Genomic DNA, 19,622 nt, shown 5'->3' with positions numbered 1-19,622 from the left:
CGCTCCGAGGTTTGGAGTATCCGACCTGCCGCACCCAGTCATTCGCGCCGTCCATGATAATGTCGAAGATCGGGTCCTTTATGTCGTAATAAAGCATCGGCATTCATGGCATCGATGAAGGGAGTGTCTGCCAGCGCGGATTCGATGATCAATGCGATCAAAGTCTTCTTTGTAAGGCTGACTTAGTATTTTTCCGGGCAAAAATACCGCCATGCGGGTGGCGTGGTCTTTGATGCGTGTGCGGGAAGGAAGGCGGTTGCGGAAGGAAGATGGCATCGCTAAATGTATGGCATGACAGAGCAAAGCCAGATTACCAACACCATTCGCATCGCCGTCGCGCAGCTCAATCCGACGGTCGGCGATGTCTCCGGCAATCTCGCCAAGGCGCGTGACGCCCGCGCCGAAGCCGCGCGCGAAGGCGCGCAGCTCGTATTGCTGACGGAATTGTTCATTTCCGGCTATCCGCCGGAAGATCTCGTGCTGAAGCCGGCCTTCATCCGCGCCTGCTGGAAAGCGGTCGAGGCTCTGGCCGCGGATACGGCCGATGGCGGCCCCGGCGTCGTCGTAGGTTTTCCGCGCCAGGACGATACCGGGCGTTACAATTCCGTGGCGGTGTTGGATGGTGGCAAAGTCATCTTCATCAGAGACAAGGTCGATTTGCCAAATTACGGCGAGTTCGACGAGAAGCGCGTCTTCGATGAAGGGACGATTTCTGGCCCTGTTAATTTCCGGGGCGTGCGTATCGGCATACCGATCTGTGAGGAAATCTGGAATGATCTTGGCATCTGCGAGACGCTGGCCGAGAGCGGTGCGGAAATTCTGCTGGTGCCGAACGGTTCGCCTTACTATCGGGGCAAGGTCGATGTCCGTCATCAGGTCGCTTTGCGGCAGGTGATTGAGTCAGGCCTGCCGCTGATCTTCGCCGCTCAGCTCGGCGGCCAGGACGAACTGGTTTTCGACGGCGCCAGCTTCGGCTTCAACGCGGACAAGACGCTGGCCTTCCAGATGAGTCAGTTCGAGACCGCGCTTGCCGTGACGACCTGGAAGAAGAACGGCGATGGCTGGCACTGTGCCGAAGGCCCGATGGCCCATATTCCGGAAGGCGAGGAGGCGGATTATCGCGCCTGCCTGCTGGGCTTCCGCGACTATGTCAACAAGAACGGCTTCAAGTCGGTCGTGCTTGGCCTCTCCGGCGGCATCGACTCGGCGATCTGTGCGGCGATTGCCGTCGATGCGCTCGGCGAAGAACGCGTGCGCACCGTCATGCTGCCATATCGCTACACCTCGCAGGATTCATTGAAGGATGCGGCCGATTGCGCCAAGGCGCTCGGCTGCCGCTATGATATCGTACCGATCGAAGATCCAGTGACGGGCTTCACTTCGGCCTTGTCGGATCTCTTCGAAGGTACGGAAAGCGGCATCACCGAGGAAAACCTGCAGAGCCGCGCGCGCGGCACCATTCTGATGGCGATCTCCAACAAGTTCGGCTCGATGGTGGTGACGACGGGTAACAAGTCGGAGATGTCTGTCGGTTACGCCACGCTTTATGGCGATATGAACGGCGGCTTCAACCCGATCAAGGATCTCTACAAGATGCAGGTCTATGCGCTGTCGCGCTGGCGCAACCTGCATGTGCCCCCCGGTGCGCTCGGCCCCTCGGGTGAGGTCATTCCCCATAACATCATCGACAAGGCGCCTTCGGCGGAATTGAGGCCTAACCAGACGGACCAGGATTCGCTGCCGCCCTATCCGGTGCTTGACGATATCCTCGAATGCCTGGTGGAGAAGGAGATGTCGGTGGAGGAGATCGTGGCCCGGGGCCATGATGTCGCGACCGTACATCGCATCGAACACCTGCTTTATCTAGCAGAATACAAGCGCCGCCAGTCGGCACCGGGTGTGAAGATCACCAAGAAGAATTTCGGTCGCGACCGTCGCTATCCGATCACCAACCGATTCCGCGATCGCTGATCGCGGTATCCAGCGGCAAGGGAGAGGAAGAATGCGCAGCTCGGTCGAGATCTATAATATCCGTACGGGTGCAAACCGGATCGTCTGGCAAACGGACCAGCTGATCGAAGCGCCGAACTATTCGCCTGACGGCCGATATCTGCTGCTGAATGGCGACGGCCTACTTTACCGGCTGCCGCTGGATGGCAGCGGCATCGCCCAGGTCGATACCGGCTTTGCGACCCAGTGCAACAACGATCACGGCATTTCCCCGGATGGTTCGCTGATCGCGATTTCCGACAAGACGCAGCATGGTAAATCCTGCATCTATGTTCTACCCGCAGAGGGCGGCACACCAAAGCAGGTGACGACCAATCTGCCGTCCTATTGGCACGGTTGGTCGCCGGACGGGAAGCGCTTCTCCTATTGCGGCATCCGCAACGACGTTTTCGATATCTATACGATCTCGATCGATGGTGGCGAAGAGACCCGACTGACGCATGGCGAGGGCCGTAATGACGGACCTGACTATTCGGCCGACGGGCAATGGATCTATTTCAATTCGAGCCGCACCGGCCTCATGCAGATCTGGCGCATCCGTCTCGACGGCACCGGCTTGCAGCAACTGACCGACGACAATTACGGCAATTGGTTCGCGCATCCGTCGCCAAAAAACGACAAGGTCGTCCTGATCTCCTACGATCCCGACGTCTTCGATCATCCGCGCGATCTCAATGTGCGGATGCGGCTGATGGACATGGATGGCGGCAATCTCACGACGCTGTTCGAGCTCTTCGGCGGGCAGGGATCAATCAATGTGCCGAACTGGTCACCGGATGGGGACGAGTTCGCCTACGTCCGCTATGAGCCGGCCTGAGCTCTGGACAGACCGCAACTGCCGCGATAGATCTGGATGCGTTCTCAGGGCGCATCCGATCCGCGGGAAGGGCTAGGCCCACCTGATGCATATGAAGTGAGACTGCCACACCTCTTTTCAGTCTGTGGGCGCGGATACCGGACGTAAATGGAAGGAGGTCTATCGTGACCACGCGCTCTTTGGCTGTCGACGCCACTCTCGATTCCCTGAAAAAACAGGCCAAGTCTTTCCTCAAGGCCCTTCAAGCCGGCGATGCTTCGGCGCGCAGCCGCGTTGCGCCCTATTTTACCGACGTCGCAGATGTGGGATTGCAGGACATTCAGCTTGTTCTTGCCCGCGAATTCGGCTTTTCCAGCTGGACGAAGCTCAAGGCGCATCTGGAAAGCGACGATCGTAAGCATGTTCCACGGGACCAGGTCGCCAACCGTTTCCTGTCACTGGCGACGGTTTCTTACTTTGCCAATATTCCCGCCAATCCCGCGCGCTTCGATGAGGCGCTGCGACTGCTGGAGGCTCATCCGGAGATTGCCGATGAAAGCATTCACGTCGCTGCTGCGCTTGGCGATGCCGACCGTGTAAGTCGCTGGCTCGATCGTCAGCCACAGCTTCTCGATCGCAGGGGCGGCCCGCATGATCTCACTCCGCTGATGTGCGCGGCCTATGCTCGCGTGCCGGGTCGTTCCAGCCTGCCGGCAGCCCGCGAGTTGGTCAGGCGTGGGGCCGATGTCAACGCCTTCTTCCTCGATGCCGGTCAATATCGCTTCACCGTTTTGACCGGCGTCTTCGGCGAAGGCGAGGCCGGGAAGGAGCGCCAGCCTCAGCATCCGGAATGCGTGGCATTCGCGCGATTGCTGCTCGACGCTGGCGCAAAGGCGAATGACAGTCAGGCGCTCTACAACCGCATGTTCGAACCCGACAATACATGCCTGAAATTGCTGATCGAATATGGCTTGTCCGCTGGGGATAAGAACAATTGGCTCGTGCGTGAGGATGGCAAGTTCGTCGAGAACTCGCAGACCGTTTTCGACTATCAGCTTGCCTGGGCGCTGGAACATCACTTGGGCGAACGGGTGCGCCTGCTGGTGGAAAATGGTGCTGATGTCAACAAGCCCATTAACGACAGGACTCCCTATGAATGGGTTCTCCTAAGTGGCGATAGCAAGCTGGCAGCATACCTTATTCAGAAGGGTGCCGTCGCGGTTCGCCTGAAGCTAGAGGATTGGGCCTATCTTCAGATTAAGGCGGGTGACATCGACGCCGAGCAGATCATGATGAGTTTCAAGCAGATGCAGGCCGGAAACAATCTTAATATCGTAGCAGCGATGCATAAAGCTCATCCCGCCATGCTCCACGAGGCGGCCGGCAAAAATGATCTACGGGCCGTTCGCGTCATGCTGGCTTTGGGCCTCGACGTTAACGCGATGACGAGCCGCACGCCGCTGCATGAGGCGGCACTGCATGGCCATATCGAGATGGCGAAACTGCTGATCGCGCATGGAGCCGATACCACCGTTCGCGATCCGAATTTTCATGCGCCGCCAATCGGTTGGGCCGAATATAACGGCAAGGATGAGATGGTCGAGTTTCTGAAAGCCCATCCGCTCGATATCTTTGCGGCTGCAGCCTTCGGCCAGATCGATCAGCTGGCTGCCATTCTCGATAAGCATCCCGAGCAGGTGAATATACGCTTCGGTGAATTCCGTTCGCGTAGACAGCCTACCGATCGCGATTGGATGACGCCGCTCGGCTTTGCCATCGTCAATCGGTGCGGCGAGGCGGTGCGCTTCCTGCTGGCGAAGGGGGCGGATCGCTCGGTCAGGGACGCCTCCGGACGATCTTACCGCGATCTTGCGCAGGAGGCGGGTGATGAGTCCGTCATCTCCCTGTTGCGCCAGTCGGCATCGGCATAAAACCTTGGAAGCAGGGCGGGTCAGGCGAAAATGAGAAACGGCTGGCCGCGCATTATTGCGTCGGCTGCGGCCCGGCTTCTTTCGGGTGCTTGAGGTCAATGCTGCCCTGGTCGGTCGCGAGGAATTGCGGGCCGACCTGGCGCACCTTATGGGCTGATGGATCGTATGGCCGATCCGGCGGAAATTGCTGCGGCTGCGCCTGTGTTATCTTGGGCGCCGGCGCGGGCGCCTGCTTTTGTTCGAGGCTCGAATTCTTCTGAAGCCTTGGCGTTTCGATGACGGTAATGGAGCTTTCAGGCTTGGCCAGGGACTGCTCCTGCGGCGCATAGGCATCCATCTTCGTGTGGGTGTCGATCACGATATCCGGGGTGGCCGAAGCCGGCAGGCTGCAGCCGTTGCGCTGCATCGTATCCAGCAACTGCCGGCGCTGCATGGCTACGGCATCGACGCGGCCAACGCTTTCCTCACGCTGATCCATCAGCAGGGAGAGATCCTGCCGCATCTGATCGATCGATTGCCTGATGTCATCGCAGACGCCCTGATTGTCTTGGCCGCCAAATACGCCATCGTCGCCTTCGGCGCAGCCCTGGTTGCGCAGGTCGCTCATCGTCCGGCGGATCATCAGGTTCTGCCGCACGATGGCGCGCGAGAGCTGGCGTGTTTCCTGGCTGGCGCCGATCACCTCATTGATGTCGACATAGCGGCCGCGCAGCTCGTCGCAGAGATCGGCCTGCGCAAGGGCCGGCGTGGCCGTCAGCAGGGAAAAGAGGGCAATGGAAGTGTGTTTTATGCCGCGGTTCACGGTGCTGCTCTCGAAAGCGGTTTCAACTCGCTGAAGATTACACGCTGCGGCTTAACAACGTATCCATGAAAAAGCACGGATTTCGAGAGGATTTTCGTGAAATTGCAGCTCGCAGCCGCCAATAGCCAGGAGATGGGCGGCACCGCGATTGCATGAAGCGCGGTGCCGTTCTGACGGCGGCTGCGAGGCGCAGTATCAGGCGATCTGCGAGGCCTCGACGACGGCGAGCGCCGCCATGTTGACCACGCCGCGGGAAGTGACCGACGGCGAGAGAATATGGGCCGGAAGCGCCGTCCCAAGCAGGATGGGACCGACATGCAGACCATCGGTCATCGTCTTGACTACGCCGAGCGTGATATTGGCCGCATCGAGATTGGGGAAGACCAGTAGATTGGCTTCGCCGGAAAGCGCGCTGTCCGGCATAACGTGGCGGCGCAGGCTCTCGGAAATGGCGCTATCGCCATGCATTTCGCCATCGACTTCCAGATCCGGCGCTGCCTTGCGAATGAGAGCCAGCGCTTCGCGCATTTTCGTAGCGCTTTCCGACTCCCGTGAGCCGAAGTTGGAATGCGAGACGAGGGCGGCGCGCGGCTCGATGCCGAAACGCTTGATTTCCTCGGCAGCTAGCCACGTGGATTCCGCGATTTCCTCGGCGGACGGGTTAAATGTCACATAGGTATCGGTGTAGAAGGTCGCGCCGCGCTGCGAAATGAGCAGGCTCAATGCCGAGAAATCACGAACGTCCGGCCGCTTGCCGATGACCTGGCGGACGATGCGCAAATGACGCTCATAACGGCCTTCGAGGCCGCAGATGAGCGCATCGGCTTCGCCGCGCTTCAGGGCGAGTGCGCCGATGACAGTCGTGTTGGTGCGAACGATGGTGCGCGCTGCTTCGGGGATAACGCCCGCGCGGCCGACCAGCGAGAAATAAAGCTCGACATATTCGCGGAAGCGGGGATCGTCTTCCGGATTGATGACGGCAAAATCGGTATTCGGACGGATCTTCAGGCCGTAGCGCTTCAGGCGCGTCTCGATGACGGAAGGACGGCCAATCAGGATCGGGACGGCCGTGCCTTCTTCAAGAAGAACCTGGGCGGCGCGCAGCACGCGTTCGTCCTCGCCTTCGGAAAAGACGACGCGCTTGCGCTCGGCAATCTTCGCGGCTGCAAAGATAGGCTTCATGACGAAGCCCGAACGGAAGACGAAGCGGTTGAGCTCGTCCATATAGGCGTCGAAATCGGTAATCGGGCGTAGCGCGACGCCGCTGTCTGCGGCTGCCTTTGCCACGGCCGGCGCAATGCGCAGGATCAGGCGCGGGTCGAAGGGTGAGGGGATCAGGTAATTCGGCCCGAAGACCGGAGTTTCACCGGTATAGGCCCGAGCCGCAACATCGGAAGGCTCCTCGCGCGCAAGCGCGGCGATGGCGCGCACGGCGGCCATCTTCATCTCTTCGTTGATCGTCTTGGCGCCGCAATCGAGCGCACCGCGGAAGATATAGGGGAAGCAGAGGACGTTGTTGACTTGGTTCGGGAAGTCCGAGCGGCCGGTGCAGATCATCGCGTCGGGGCGGGCGGCGCGGGCGAGGTCCGGCATGATTTCCGGCGTCGGGTTGGCGAGCGCCATGATCAGAGGCTTTTCGGCCATCTGCGCCAGCAGTTCGGGCTTCAGCACGCCGGCGGCGGAGAGGCCGAGGAAGACGTCGGCGCCCGGAATGGATTCGGCCAGCACACGCTTGTCGCTGTCCTGAGCGTAGACGGATTTCCACTCGTCCATCAGGACGTTGCGGTCCTTATAGACCAGGCCTTCGATATCATGGACCCAGATGTTCTCGCGCCTGGCGCCGAGAATGACGAGCAGGTTGAGGCAGGCCAGCGCCGCCGCGCCCGCGCCGGAGGCGACGATTTTGACCTCTTCGATTTTCTTGCCGGCCAGTTCCAGTCCGTTGAGGATGGCGGCGGCGACGATGATGGCGGTGCCGTGCTGATCGTCGTGGAAGACCGGAATTTCCATTTTCTCGCGCAGGCGGCGCTCGACGTCGAAGCATTCCGGCGCCTTGATGTCTTCGAGATTGATGCCGCCGAAGGTCGGTTCGAGCGCCGAGACGGTGTTGACCATCTCATCGACCGTCGGGGCTGCGATTTCAATGTCGAAGACATCGATGCCGGCGAATTTCTTGAAGAGAACGGCCTTGCCTTCCATGACTGGCTTGGAAGCGAGCGGGCCGATATTGCCGAGGCCGAGCACCGCCGAACCGTTGGAAATCACCGCTACGAGATTGGCGCGGGACGTGTAATAAGCGGCCGTTTCCGGGTTGTCGCGAATGGCAAGACAGGGCGCGGCGACGCCGGGCGAATAGGCAAGCGCCAGATCGCGCTGGTTGCCGAGCGGCTTGGTGGCCTGGATTTCAAGCTTGCCGGGGCGGGGATAGCGATGGAAATAGAGCGCCTGTTCGTCGAAATCGCCACTCGCCATGTTTTCGGCTTTTTTCGAAGTGTCGTGCGTATCCATCTCTCGGTCTCCATTCCTGCCTGCGCTTTGAGTCTTCTGCATACATCAATCGCTTCGCCTTCACAGTATGCAATTGAGGTCACAAAGCGTTTTTGTCGTGACAAAACTGAATTGCCTTTTTTGCAAGAATTGAGCGGCGCGCGTCCCTTGGATCGAACGCTGCGCTCGTGGCTGAGCCGTCAAGCACAGGGATTGTCATCTTCCTGAAACACGAGTCTGGTTTTGGAATAGCCAACGTAGGATAGGGCACGGACATATAGTTCGTGAATGAAAACATGGACCCCCGGCATTTCCGAACGCTATTCATTTCTGACGTGCACCTCGGCTCGAAGGCCGCCAAGGCGGACTACCTGCTCGACTTTCTCCGTCATCACGAAGCCGATACCATCTTTCTGGTCGGTGACATCGTGGATGGCTGGAGACTGAAGCGAAACTGGTATTGGCCTCAGCACTGCAACGACGTAGTCCAGAAGCTCCTGCGCAAGGCGCGCAAGGGCACGCGCATCGTCTATATCCCCGGCAATCACGACGAATTCCTGCGTGACTTCCCCGGCATGCATTTCGGCGGCATCGAGGTGGCGCAGCGCGCCATGCATGAAACGGCCGACGGCAAGAAATATCTCGTGCTGCATGGCGATGAATTCGATGTGGTCGTCCGTAACGCCCGCCTGCTCGCCTATCTCGGCGATTGGGCCTATGACATGGCAATCTTGATCAATATCGGCCTTGCAGCGGTACGCCGCCGCCTGAACATGCCATACTGGTCCTTCTCGGCCTGGGCGAAGCTGCAGGTAAAGCACGCCGTCAATTTCATCGGCGAATTTCAGCGTGTCGTCGCCGAAGAGGCCAAGCGCAACGATGCCGATGGCGTCATCTGCGGCCATATCCACCATGCCGTGATCGAGGATCTTGATGGGATCCGTTACATCAACACGGGCGACTGGGTGGAAAGCTGCACGGCGATTGCCGAACACGAAGACGGCACGTTCGAGCTGATTACCTGGCAGAATATTCTCGAGACGGAACCGGTTGGCTCGCCTGTCGAGGAAATGCCGCGGGCACTCGGGGCACAGGCAGCATAATTCTGCGCCTGTTCACATGCTTGCTAATAGCTTGTCATAATTATTGAACGCCTACAGCTTCGGTTTTTCCGAAACGGTACGGTTTGGCCATTTCTCGCCATAGTCGTATTCTTGATAGCGTGATAGGGACGGATAAGTTCCCTTCAGGTCTGTCATGATTCCCGCGATCAAGTCCTTCCAGGGCGAGGGTGCGCCTCCATATTTCCGCTTGCGCACTGCCTTGTCCTACTGCGCTCCGTTGTTCGTCAACGGAATTGCCCTGCCGTTTTTCCCCGTCTGGCTGGCGGGGCTGAATTTCAATGACCATGAGATCGGCCTGGTGCTCGCCATTCCCATGGTCGTGCGGGTGCTCGTGACTCCCATCATCGCGGTGCTTGCCGATCATATGACGGAGCGGGCGGATGTGTTGCTATGGTCGGGTGCACTGTCGCTGTTGACGGCTGTCGCGCTCTATTGGACGAGCGACTTCTGGCCGGTGCTTCTGGTCTACGGCATTCAGGGGGCCACCTACGCGCCCTATGTGCCGGTGGTTGAGTCGATCGCCATGTCGGGCGTGCGCCGCTGGGGCTTCGACTATGGCTCCATGCGGGTCTGGGGATCGATCACATTCATCCTGGCGACCCTTCTCGGCGGCCAGCTGATCGGCATATGGGGCGGCACCACTGTCTTGCCCGTAATGGTGGCCGGATTCATTCTGACGACACTGATGGGGTTTTTCGCCCCGCGCATCGGGCCGACGCGTCGGCGCAACCTGCCGATCAATCTGCAATCTCCGACCGGAAATCTGCGCTCGCCGCACTTGCTCATCACCATGATCGGCGTGTCGATCCAGCAATCGAGCCATGCGATGCTCTATACGTTTGCATCGATCTACTGGCATAGGCTTGGCTTTTCCGGCGCGCAAATTGCTGTCCTATGGAGCATCGGCGTTGCGGCTGAGGTGATGGTTTTCTTCCTGTCGAAGAAGCTTAGTCGGCGGTTCAGCGCTTGGACATTGATCTTTTTCGGCGCGACCATGTGTATTTTGCGCTGGATCCTGTTTCCGATCAATTTCGGCTTCTTCGGCTATTTCATCCTGCAGTGTTTTCATTCCTGTACCTATGCCTGCGTCCACACAGGCATTCAGCGTCGCATAGTGGCCTCAGTGCACGAAACGCAGGAATCATCGGCCCAGGGGGCGTATTATTTTTACAACGGCATGTTCTTAGGGTTGATGACCCTTGCATCCGGCTATCTCTATGCCTGGCTTGACCTTGCCAGCTATTATGTCATGGCCGGCATTGCAGCCTTCGGGCTGGTCATGGTCATTTTCGCCTACGGGCTGCAGGCCAGGACGCCGGCAATCGGCGGCGGCGCTCACGGCGTATCCTGATGCGGTGCAACAAATTCATTTGGATATCAAAAAGCCGTGACATAAGTTGGCGTCGGCGCGAGATGGAAATTCCACGCGTAGTCGGTGTATTAAGCATTGACCAAGCGGGCTCACCGAGTCGGCGTATGTTGTGCCAGATTTGAAAGACGCATGAGTTTGAAAGCAGCCGAGCAAAGGTCCGACGCACCCAAGATCGATGATGCGCCCGAAGGCGCAGGCCATCGCTATCGGCTGCAAGGCAATTGGCGCAGCGCCAATGTGCATGGCGTGCTGCGACAGATCGAGCAGCTGTCCAAGCGAAGCTCCGGCGGCGACGTCGTGATCGATCTTTCCGGTCTTTCGGATGTGGATACAGCGGGTGCGCTGCTGATCCGCCGGCTGAAGGAAAGCCAGGAAGCGCACAAGGCTCAGGTTACGATCGAGGGTTCCAATCCGCATATCGACGAATTGCTGACGACTTTCGACGCGCATCCGGACGATGAGGCAGCAGCGGCGAAGCCGAGGAAATCATGGGCAGAGCGTGTCTTCGCGCCTATCGGCGAAAGCGTCTACGATATCTGGGGCAATCTCATTGCCGCCATGTATATACTGGGTTCGGCCGTGCGCGGGGGGCAGCTCAAGTTTGGCCGCGGCAGCGGCGTTTCGCCAGCCTCGATCGTCAATCAGATCGATCATATGGCGGTGCGCGCCGTTCCGATCATCCTGCTGATGTCGTCGCTGATCGGCGCGATCATCGCCCAGCAAGGCGCTTTCCAGCTGCGTTATTTCGGCGCGGAAATCTTCGTGGTCGATCTGGTCGGCATCCTGCAACTGCGCGAAATCGGCGTGCTTCTGACCGCGATCATGATTGCCGGCCGTTCCGGCAGCGCGATTACCGCCGAAATCGGCTCCATGAAGATGCGCGAGGAAGTCGACGCGCTGAAGGTTATGGGCCTGAACCCCGTCGGCGTGCTCATCTTTCCCCGGCTGGTGGCGCTGACGGTGGCCTTGCCGCTGCTGACGGTTATTGCCAACTTTGCCGCGCTCTTTGGCGCTGCATTGGTGTCCTGGGCCTATTCCGGCATCACGTTTGCGACATTCATCTCGCGCCTTCATGAGGCGGTTAGCCTTTCGACGATCATTTCAGGCATGATCAAGGCGCCGTTCATGGCGCTGGTCATCGGCATCGTCGCTGCGGTTGAAGGATTGAAGGTGGGAGGCAGTGCCGAATCTCTCGGTCAGCACGTGACGTCATCGGTGGTGAAGTCGATCTTCGTCGTTATCCTCATGGACGGGCTTTTCGCCATGTTCTATGCGGCAATCGATTTCTGAGGGACGATAACGATGAGCGCGCTTCACTCGGAAATTCCGTTGGAAAAGGATGAGCAGGGCAGGGACATCGTGCTGTCGGCACGGGATGTCACCGTGGCTTTCGGCTCGAAAGTGGTTCTAGATAAGCTGAACCTCAATATCTATCGCGGCGAAATTCTCGGTTTCGTTGGCGCTTCCGGCGCGGGTAAGTCCGTGCTGCTGCGCACTGTGCTGCGGCTCCTGCCGCGCCGATCGGGCAAGATCGAGATCCTCGGCGAAGATTACGATAAGCTCGACGAAGAGGATCGCAATCGGCTCGACATGCGGCTCGGCGTGCTCTTTCAGCAAGGTGCACTGTTTTCCTCGCTGACGGTCAAGGAAAACATCCAGGTACCGATGCGGGAATATCTGGACCTGCCGAAAGAGATGATGGACGAGCTTGCGCTGATGAAGATCAGCATGGTGGGTCTCGCCGCTGATGCCGCCGACAAATATCCTTCCGAGCTCTCGGGCGGCATGATCAAGCGTGCGGCGCTGGCCAGAGCCTTGGCGCTCGATCCCGACCTCGTTTTCCTCGATGAGCCGACCTCGGGCCTCGATCCGATCGGTGCGTCGGAGTTCGACGAATTGATTGCCAAGCTGCGCGACACGCTTGGCCTGACCGTTTATATGGTGACTCACGACCTCGACAGCCTGTTTTCCGTCTGTGACCGTATTGCTGTTCTCGGACAGAAGCGGGTATTGGTGGAAGGCACGGTTGAGGACATGCTCGCCTGTGATGACCCCTGGGTGCAATCCTACTTCAGGGGCAAGCGCGCACGCTCGATCGTGCCGCGCGAGGACATCAGAGGGCACAACGACGACAAAGGCGCAGGCGCCCACAGCCGCGAGAAGTGACTGGAGACAATGGAAACCAAAGCCAATTACACGATCGTCGGGTTCTTCACGCTGGTTGTCATCGCTGCCGCCTTCGGCTTCGTCTACTGGATGGCGGAATACGGCCGGGGCGGTCCGATGGTCGAGCTCGTCGTGCGCATTCCGGGCTCCGCAAATGGTTTGAGCGTCGGCTCGCCGGTCCGCTTCAACGGTATTCAGGTCGGTTCGGTGCAGGGCCTTTCGATCGATGCCGACGACCCGAACTATTCTCTCGCCTTCACGCAGGTGCGCGCCGATGCGCCGGTCTACACCTCGACCAAGGCCATTCTTGAGATCCAGGGCCTGACGGGTGCGGCCTATATCGAGCTTTCCGGCGGTCGCAACAGCGACGAAAATATCCTCAAGCGCTCGATCGACACGGGCAAGCGGGCGGTATTGCTCGCAGACCAGTCGAGCGTGACTAATCTGTTGACGACGGCCGACAAGATCCTGAACCGCGCCAACGACACGATCGGCGACATCCAGGGCTTCGTCTCGGATTCGCGCGGGCCGCTGACGGATACTGTGCGCAATGCGCAGAAATTCTCCAAGGCGATTGCTGACAATTCCGACAATATCGACAAGTTCCTTGCAAGCGTCGGCCAGCTTTCCGATACCTTCAAGACGGTCTCGGTCCGCGTCGACTCGACGTTGGATGCGATCGAAAAGCTGGTGCGCGCTGTCGATGCCCAGAAGGTCAACGACGTCATCGCCAATGCCGACAAGATCACGGCCAATGTCGCCGATGCGACGACCGACCTAAAGGCGACGATTGCAAGTTTCAAGCAGACGGCCGACACCTATACGACGTTTGGTCAGAACGCTCAAAAGACCCTGGATCGGGTCGATGCGATCGTCGCGCAGATCGATCCTGCCAAGATCAAGGGATCGGTTGACGATATTGCCGATGTGACGAAACAGGCTCGTACCGCGGTCGCATCGATCCGGGATGTCGCCAACTCGGTTGCCTCACATCAGCAGGATATCGATCAGACGATTGCCAATGCCCGCGAGATTTCGACCAAGCTCAATGCGGCGTCCGGCAAGGTCGACGGCATCCTGACCAAGGTCAATTCCTTGCTCGGCGACGACAGCACCAAGTCGCTGTTTGCAGAAGCCAAGGACACGCTCGAATCCTTCAAGAAGATGGCGGACAATCTCAATTCCCGCATCGGGCCGATCGCCGACAATCTGCAGAAATTTTCCAGCAGCGGCTTGCGCGACGCCCAGACCCTCATCAACGACATGCGGGGCACGGTTGACAATCTGAATAGTACAATCACTAATTTCGATCGCAATCCGCAACGACTGATTTTCGGCGGGGATACGGTCAAGACTTACGACGGCCGCGCGCGGCATTGATGAAGAGCGATATCTGGTCTCCAGGGGATAAGCGAAATATGGTCGGTTGCGTGTCGAGTGAGCGTCATCAGGTGTGGAAAGCTGTGATCGCGTTGCCGTTGCTCGCGGCCTTGCTGGGAGGCTGTGGAACCTCTTCCAACAATGATACCTACGATCTTTCCGCGTCGGCGAAGACGAATGGACCTTCGGTCAAAAGCCGCCAGATCCTCATCCCGCCGCCGACCGCGCTGCAGGCTCTGGACAGCAATCAGATCGTCATTCGCGTCTCGGGCTCGGAAATCCAATATCTCGGCAAATCGCAATGGAGCGACAAGCTGAGCAGAATGGTGCAATCGAAACTTGTCGAGGCTTTCGAGAATACCGGCAAGCTCGGTGGCGTCGGCGTACCCGGGCAGGGGCTTGCGATCGACTATCAGATCGTCACCGATATCCGCTCCTTCGAGATCAATGCGTCCGGCGGCCACAAGACGGCAATCGTCGAAATCTCCGAAAAGATCCTGAACGATCGCACCGGTACGGTGAAGGCCCAGAACGTGTTCCGGAAGGTCGTGCCGGTCAGCGGTGGCAGCAATCCCGATTTCGTGCGGGCGCTCGATGCCGCATTTGCAGGTGTGACAGGCGAACTCGTCGACTGGACGTTGCGCTCGCTGTAAGGGCGGTCAGCGCTCCATCAACTCCTTCAGCGTCTTCAGATCCCGCATGACATGCGCGGCATCGGCCGCGAATTGCTCTGTCTCCATGCCCGGTAGCTGGAGCAGGGTGAACATGACCTCGCAACCATCGCCGTTCGGCACGATGCGCAAGGCATTGTAGACCTGCAGATCAGATTCCAGCGTTACCCAGTGGTCGATGACACCAAAGTCATTGCGAGGCGAGAACCGAACCCGGGCAGTGCCGAGCGTGCCTTCGGCGATCCAATCATTGCCATCCTGCGTCAGCCCGGATGCCAGACCTGAGGCCCAGAAAGGCATGTTTTCCGGACGACTGGCGTAGCTGTAGACCTCCCTCCAGTCGCGATCGATGGAGATATGTACGATCTTCGCATTCATGGTCGACATGGTGTTTTCCTCCTCTATATCACCATCAAGGGACTGAGGCCTGCTGAACAAGCCAGGGTTCGCACGCGAATGAATCGCCAATTCGGCAACATTGTTGCACAGTCCTGCAAAGGGAACGATTCACGGCTTTCGGAGGCTTGCCGTTTTCTGCCCGGAGTGCAACAACAGCCCCAACGCAGGGCTGCCGCCTGTCGCGCCAAGCGCTGGCGGCATTGCGTCACATCGGATGTTGCTGCGTCTTCAGGGTGGGCTGAGCGCAGTGAACGGTTCATTGGAGGATTGTCGTGGAAAAGGCAGAAATCGGGCTGATCGGTCTCGCGGTAATGGGATCGAATCTGGCGCTCAACATCGCTGAAAAAGGCAACAAGATTGCAGTGTTCAACCGTACTCCGCAGGTAACGGATGAATTCTACGCGAATGCGGGCGCACTCAAGGACAAGATCATTCCCTGCAAGACGATCGAGGAGTTCGTCGAGGCAATCCGTCCGCCACGGCCGATCATCATCATGATCAAGGCCGGCGAGCCGGTCGACCAGCAGATGGCGGCGCTACAGCCCTATCTGGACAAGGGCGACATCATGATCGACGCCGGCAATGCCAATTTTCGCGACACGATCGCCCGCTTCGACCGCCTCAAGGATACCGGCCTGACCTTCATCGGCATGGGCGTGTCCGGCGGGGAGGAAGGTGCGCGTCACGGCCCCTCCATCATGGTCGGCGGCACGGAAGAGTCCTACAAGCGCGTCGAGAAGGTGCTCACTTCGATTGCGGCGAAGTACAATAACGATCCGTGTGTTGCCTGGCTCGGCAATGACGGCGCCGGTCACTTCGTCAAGACGATCCACAACGGCATCGAATATGCCGATATGCAGATGATCGCCGAAATCTACGGCATCCTGCGCGACGGCCTTGGCAAGAGCGCCGCCGATATCAGCTCGATCTTCGGCGAATGGAACAAGGGTCGCCTCAACTCCTATCTCATCGAGATCACCGAGAAAGTTCTGGCCGCGAAGGATCCCGCAACCGGCAGCGCCATGCCTGATGTCATTCTCGACAAAGCCGGCCAGAAGGGCACAGGCAAGTGGTCGGTTATCGAAGCCCAGAACATGGGCATTCCTGCAACCGCCATCGAAGCCGCCGTTGCCGCCCGCAGCCTCTCGGCCATCAAGAGCCAGCGCGAGGCCGCCGAGAAGATCTTCGGCACGCCGGACTACAAGTTCCCGATCGCCTTCGGCCCCGACCTCTTGAAGGATCTGGAACTGGCGCTTTTTGCTGCCAAGATCGGCGCCTACGCGCAGGGCTTTGCCGTCATGGCCGAGGCTTCGAAGGAGTTCAACTGGTCGCTGCCGATGCCCGTCATCGCCAAGATCTGGCGTGCCGGCTGCATCATCCGCTCACAGTTCCTCGATGAGATCACCAGCGCCTTCACGAAGACGCCGGATGCGGCGAACCTGATCGTTACTCCGGCCTTTGCAGAGATGGTCAAGGAATCGATCCCGTCGCTGCGCCGAATCGTTTCGGCTGCGACGGCTGCCGGCCTGCCGGTTCCCGCGCTTGCTTCTGCGCTGACCTATTTCGACGCGTATCGCCAGGCGCGCGGCACCGCCAACCTGATCCAGGCTCAGCGCGACTTCTTCGGCGCTCACGGCTTCGACCGTGTCGACGGCAAGGATATTCACCACGGCCCATGGGGCAGTGGTGCTACAGCCTGATAGAGCAGCCAGATACGATGATCAAAAGGCCTGCCGGTGAAACCCTGCAGGCCTTTTCCTTATCAGCCGTTTGACCAGACGGGCGGGCTGATGCTTTGCAGAAGCTCGGGTTCCACGCCGTCGATGCGTGCGATGACCGCCTTGGCGAGCTCGCGGCCGGCATGACGAAAGTCTTCCGACGCCGCAATGATATCGGGCCTGATCCAGCTCAAGACATCGGTCGATTGCTTGGCGACCATGTCGATGTCACGCCCGAGACGAAAACCAGCGGCCTCGATTCCGGCATTGACGGCAATAGCGCCGCCACTGCTGGAGCAGATGAAACCATCGGGTGCATGTGGAGAGCGCATCAATGCTTCGACCGTGTCCTTGATATCGGCAAGGGTGTTGTCCGTGGTAATCCCGAGCGAGATCTCCTCCGCACCATATTGACGCAAACCCGCCTGGAAGCCGATGCGGGTATGCGAATAGTAGGTCAGCTTGCTGGAGGGCTGCAGAAGCGCCAAGCGACGCCGTCCTTTGGCAACCAGCGCCTGCACGGCTTCGTGCGTGAAGGCTTCGTTGTCGAAATCATGGAAGGGATGCACGATGCCCATATCCGTCCGTCCATGCGTGGAAAAAGGCATGCCACGATCATGCATGAGCGCGACGCGCGGATCGTTGGGTTCGGTGCGCGATATGATGACGCCGTCAGCCGAGCCAGTATCCAGGATGTAGCGGATCGGAACCAGTGAGTCCTTGCTAAGCGAATGCGGCGTGATGACCAGATGATATTGAGTACCGGCCAGAACCTCGGAAATGCCGAAGACGATCTGGCTGGTAAAGCCCATGATGTCTTCGTGCATGCTTAGGACCAGGGCGATAACATTGGTCTTTCCGGTCCTGAGACGTACGCCGGCGCGATTGGGATGATATCCCAATTGCCGCGCGACCATGCGCACCCGCTGCTTGGTCTCGGCGCCGATGTCAGGAGCATCTTTCAAGGCGCGAGAGACGGTGGTTATCCCAAGCCCGGTCATAAAGGCGATCGTCTTGAGCGTCGGCCGTTCATGTGTAGACTGCGCTGTGCTGCTGCCGGAAATCTTCTTACTGTCCATATCCTGCAATGCTGCCTCCCGCGACCGACCGCTTATAGTGCCCGCAGCAGCGCCGCAAGCATATTTGTGATGTGGTCACTCCTTCCTCGTCTCGAAAATCTGTAACGATACAGTGGAAAAGTCGAGCACTTTTTCTCATGTCGAGAAAACTAATATATGCGACGGTTTAATCCGCATCCTTTTTCCAAAATTTGCAGATACTCGAGAAGGTTTTAGGTGTTCGGCTGATGATGTCAAAAATAGATAAATGTAATCAGCAACTTAAATTTCCCAGATCCTTGCGAATGGTGGGATGAATGGTAGGCGTTTTGGCTTATTCGAAAGAAGGTATATAATTCGAGGTGCTATATTTGAGCCTGCTGAAAAAATTTGTGAGCGAGCGGTTGCGCGTTGAAAATGATTCGACTACGTTTTTCCGGCAACGTTTCAGTGAGGGAGGAGAACTCATGAATATTCGTTTGATGGCCGCTGTGCTGGCCGCTTCAGTTGCATTGCCGCTTGGTGCGGCCAAGGCAACTGATCTTGAGGTAACGCATTGGTGGACGTCCGGTGGTGAAGCTGCCGCCGTGGCGGAATTGGCAAAGGCGTTCGACGCGACCGGTAATCATTGGGTCGATGGTGCGATCGCCGGCTCGGGCGGCACTGCTCGTCCGATCATGATCAGCCGCATCACCGGCGGCGATCCCATGGGTGCCACCCAGTTCAACCACGGTCGTCAGGCCGAGGAGTTGGTGCAGGCCGGCCTGATGCGCGATCTGACCGACGTCGCGACGCAGGAGCATTGGAAGGACATCATTCGTCCGTCGAGCCTGCTTGATTCCTGCACGATCAACGGCAAGATCTATTGCGCGCCGGTTAATATCCATTCCTGGCAGTGGCTCTGGCTTTCGAATGCTGCTTTCAAGAAGGCCGGTGTTCCGGTTCCGAAGAATTGGGATGAATTCGTTGCCGCCGCTCCTGCGCTGGAAAAGGCAGGCATCGTTCCGCTCGCTGTCGGTGGCCAGCCATGGCAGGCGGCAGGTGCTTTTGACGTTTTGATGGTCGCCATCGCCGGCAAGGATAACTTCGAGAAAGTGTTCAAGGACAAGGATGCGAAAGTCGCTGCCGGACCGGAGATTGCCAAGGTCTTCAAGGCTGCCGATGACGCACGCAAGATGTCCAAGGGCTCCAACGTTCAGGATTGGAACCAGGCCACGAACTTGGTCATCACCGGCAAGGCCGGCGGCCAGATCATGGGAGACTGGGCACAGGGTGAGTTCGCCTTGGCAGGCCAGAAGGCCGGCACGGACTATACCTGCCTTCCCGGCCTCGGTGTCAATGAAGTCATTTCCACAGGCGGCGACGCATTCTACTTCCCGCTGCTGAAGGATGAGGCCAAGTCGAAGGCTCAGGATGCGCTCGCGAAGACGCTTCTCGATCCGAAGACCCAGGTTGCCTTCAACCTGAAGAAGGGTTCGCTGCCGGTGCGCGGCGACGTGGACCTCACAGCAGCCAACGACTGCATGAAGAAAGGCCTGGAAATTCTGAAGAAGGGTAACGTGATCCAGGGCACGGACCAGCTTCTTTCTGCCGACAGCCAGAAGCAGAAAGAAGATCTGTTCTCCGAGTTCTTCGCCAATCCTTCGATGACGCCGGAAGCTGCCCAGAAACGCTTCGTCGAGATCATCGCTGCTGCTGATTGATCTCT

15 protein-coding genes are annotated in these 19,622 nt (G+C 58.7%); 11 read left to right on the top strand and 4 right to left on the bottom strand.

Features of this window, described 5'->3' with window-relative positions; translation table 11 throughout:
- Positions 1–291 precede the first annotated feature (291 nt).
- From FHT85_RS01025 to FHT85_RS01015, 3 genes are all read left to right on the top strand, one after another.
- Positions 292–1,971, top strand: a complete 1,680-nt coding sequence (locus tag FHT85_RS01025; RefSeq protein WP_112411960.1) for an NAD+ synthase — start codon at positions 292–294, stop codon at positions 1,969–1,971.
- Positions 1,972–2,002: 31 nt separating this feature from the next.
- Positions 2,003–2,827, top strand: a complete 825-nt coding sequence (locus tag FHT85_RS01020; protein WP_112411889.1) for a TolB family protein — start codon at positions 2,003–2,005, stop codon at positions 2,825–2,827.
- Between the two features lie 164 nt (positions 2,828–2,991).
- The gene (locus tag FHT85_RS01015) at positions 2,992–4,737 is read left to right on the top strand and encodes an ankyrin repeat domain-containing protein (RefSeq protein WP_112411890.1); all 1,746 of its coding nucleotides are present in this window, start codon (positions 2,992–2,994) and stop codon (positions 4,735–4,737) included.
- Positions 4,738–4,789: 52 nt separating this feature from the next.
- On the opposite strand, the gene FHT85_RS01010 is transcribed toward FHT85_RS01015, so the two are convergent.
- A complete protein-coding gene (locus FHT85_RS01010; RefSeq protein WP_112411891.1) occupies positions 4,790–5,539 on the bottom strand; it encodes a hypothetical protein in 750 nt (249 codons plus the stop codon).
- Between the two features lie 195 nt (positions 5,540–5,734).
- Entirely contained in the window at positions 5,735–8,047 is a 2,313-nt protein-coding gene (locus FHT85_RS01005; protein WP_112334699.1) for an NADP-dependent malic enzyme, read from the bottom strand.
- Between the two features lie 275 nt (positions 8,048–8,322).
- Here FHT85_RS01005 and FHT85_RS01000 point away from each other — a divergent pair, with 275 nt between their 5' ends.
- From FHT85_RS01000 to FHT85_RS00975, 6 genes are all read left to right on the top strand, one after another.
- Positions 8,323–9,129: a UDP-2,3-diacylglucosamine diphosphatase gene (locus FHT85_RS01000; RefSeq protein ID WP_112334700.1), complete on the top strand. Its 807-nt coding sequence runs from the start codon at positions 8,323–8,325 to the stop codon at positions 9,127–9,129.
- Between the two features lie 154 nt (positions 9,130–9,283).
- Positions 9,284–10,501, top strand: coding sequence for an MFS transporter (locus FHT85_RS00995; protein WP_112411892.1), 1,218 nt, complete (start codon positions 9,284–9,286; stop codon positions 10,499–10,501).
- A 150-nt stretch (positions 10,502–10,651) separates the two neighbouring features.
- On the top strand, positions 10,652–11,812 hold the full coding sequence (locus tag FHT85_RS00990; RefSeq protein WP_112411893.1) for an ABC transporter permease: 1,161 nt from the start codon (positions 10,652–10,654) through the stop codon (positions 11,810–11,812).
- Between the two features lie 12 nt (positions 11,813–11,824).
- Entirely contained in the window at positions 11,825–12,688 is an 864-nt protein-coding gene (locus FHT85_RS00985; RefSeq protein WP_112411894.1) for an ABC transporter ATP-binding protein, read from the top strand.
- A gap of 9 nt (positions 12,689–12,697) precedes the next feature.
- Positions 12,698–14,068: an MlaD family protein gene (locus FHT85_RS00980; RefSeq protein ID WP_015340103.1), complete on the top strand. Its 1,371-nt coding sequence runs from the start codon at positions 12,698–12,700 to the stop codon at positions 14,066–14,068.
- 38 nt (positions 14,069–14,106) lie between these two features.
- Positions 14,107–14,721 carry an ABC-type transport auxiliary lipoprotein family protein gene (locus FHT85_RS00975; RefSeq protein ID WP_112411895.1) on the top strand — a complete coding sequence of 205 codons (615 nt, stop codon included), beginning with the start codon at positions 14,107–14,109 and terminating at the stop codon, positions 14,719–14,721.
- A gap of 6 nt (positions 14,722–14,727) precedes the next feature.
- Here FHT85_RS00975 and FHT85_RS00970 read toward each other — a convergent pair whose 3' ends face one another.
- Positions 14,728–15,126, bottom strand: a complete 399-nt coding sequence (locus FHT85_RS00970; protein ID WP_112411896.1) for an SRPBCC family protein — start codon at positions 15,124–15,126, stop codon at positions 14,728–14,730.
- A 284-nt stretch (positions 15,127–15,410) separates the two neighbouring features.
- Between FHT85_RS00970 and gndA the strand changes: the two genes are divergently transcribed.
- Positions 15,411–16,838 carry an NADP-dependent phosphogluconate dehydrogenase gene (gndA, locus tag FHT85_RS00965; RefSeq protein ID WP_112334705.1) on the top strand — a complete coding sequence of 476 codons (1,428 nt, stop codon included), beginning with the start codon at positions 15,411–15,413 and terminating at the stop codon, positions 16,836–16,838.
- A gap of 62 nt (positions 16,839–16,900) precedes the next feature.
- Here the strand turns inward: gndA and FHT85_RS00960 are convergent, their stop codons facing one another.
- Positions 16,901–17,935: a LacI family transcriptional regulator gene (locus FHT85_RS00960; RefSeq protein ID WP_112411961.1), complete on the bottom strand. Its 1,035-nt coding sequence runs from the start codon at positions 17,933–17,935 to the stop codon at positions 16,901–16,903.
- A 446-nt stretch (positions 17,936–18,381) separates the two neighbouring features.
- On the opposite strand from FHT85_RS00960, the gene FHT85_RS00955 reads away from it, so the two are divergent.
- Positions 18,382–19,617 (top strand): ABC transporter substrate-binding protein, encoded by a 1,236-nt coding sequence (locus tag FHT85_RS00955; RefSeq protein ID WP_015340098.1) that lies wholly within the window; start codon positions 18,382–18,384, stop codon positions 19,615–19,617.
- The last annotated feature ends 5 nt before the right edge of the window (positions 19,618–19,622 follow it).

The sequence above is a fragment of the Rhizobium sp. BK312 genome (assembly GCF_014193605.1).
Lineage (GTDB): Bacteria > Pseudomonadota > Alphaproteobacteria > Rhizobiales > Rhizobiaceae > Rhizobium.
The sequence above is the reverse complement of the archived record's forward strand: the minus strand, read 5'-3'. Positions and strand labels throughout refer to the sequence as shown.

What these genes read in the sequence shown, in the direction of transcription:
- FHT85_RS00970 (WP_112411896.1), bottom strand. Translation starts at nt 15,126, where the DNA reads ATGTCGACCATGAATGCGAAGATCGTACATATCTCCATCGATCGCGAC.
- FHT85_RS01020 (WP_112411889.1), top strand. Translation starts at nt 2,003, where the DNA reads ATGCGCAGCTCGGTCGAGATCTATAATATCCGTACGGGTGCAAACCGG.
- FHT85_RS01000 (WP_112334700.1), top strand. Translation starts at nt 8,323, where the DNA reads ATGGACCCCCGGCATTTCCGAACGCTATTCATTTCTGACGTGCACCTC.
- FHT85_RS00995 (WP_112411892.1), top strand. Translation starts at nt 9,284, where the DNA reads ATGATTCCCGCGATCAAGTCCTTCCAGGGCGAGGGTGCGCCTCCATAT.
- FHT85_RS00990 (WP_112411893.1), top strand. Translation starts at nt 10,652, where the DNA reads ATGAGTTTGAAAGCAGCCGAGCAAAGGTCCGACGCACCCAAGATCGAT.
- FHT85_RS00980 (WP_015340103.1), top strand. Translation starts at nt 12,698, where the DNA reads ATGGAAACCAAAGCCAATTACACGATCGTCGGGTTCTTCACGCTGGTT.
- FHT85_RS00985 (WP_112411894.1), top strand. Translation starts at nt 11,825, where the DNA reads ATGAGCGCGCTTCACTCGGAAATTCCGTTGGAAAAGGATGAGCAGGGC.
- FHT85_RS00960 (WP_112411961.1), bottom strand. Translation starts at nt 17,935, where the DNA reads ATGGACAGTAAGAAGATTTCCGGCAGCAGCACAGCGCAGTCTACACAT.
- FHT85_RS01005 (WP_112334699.1), bottom strand. Translation starts at nt 8,047, where the DNA reads ATGGATACGCACGACACTTCGAAAAAAGCCGAAAACATGGCGAGTGGC.
- FHT85_RS00975 (WP_112411895.1), top strand. Translation starts at nt 14,107, where the DNA reads ATGGTCGGTTGCGTGTCGAGTGAGCGTCATCAGGTGTGGAAAGCTGTG.
- FHT85_RS01025 (WP_112411960.1), top strand. Translation starts at nt 292, where the DNA reads ATGACAGAGCAAAGCCAGATTACCAACACCATTCGCATCGCCGTCGCG.
- FHT85_RS00955 (WP_015340098.1), top strand. Translation starts at nt 18,382, where the DNA reads ATGAATATTCGTTTGATGGCCGCTGTGCTGGCCGCTTCAGTTGCATTG.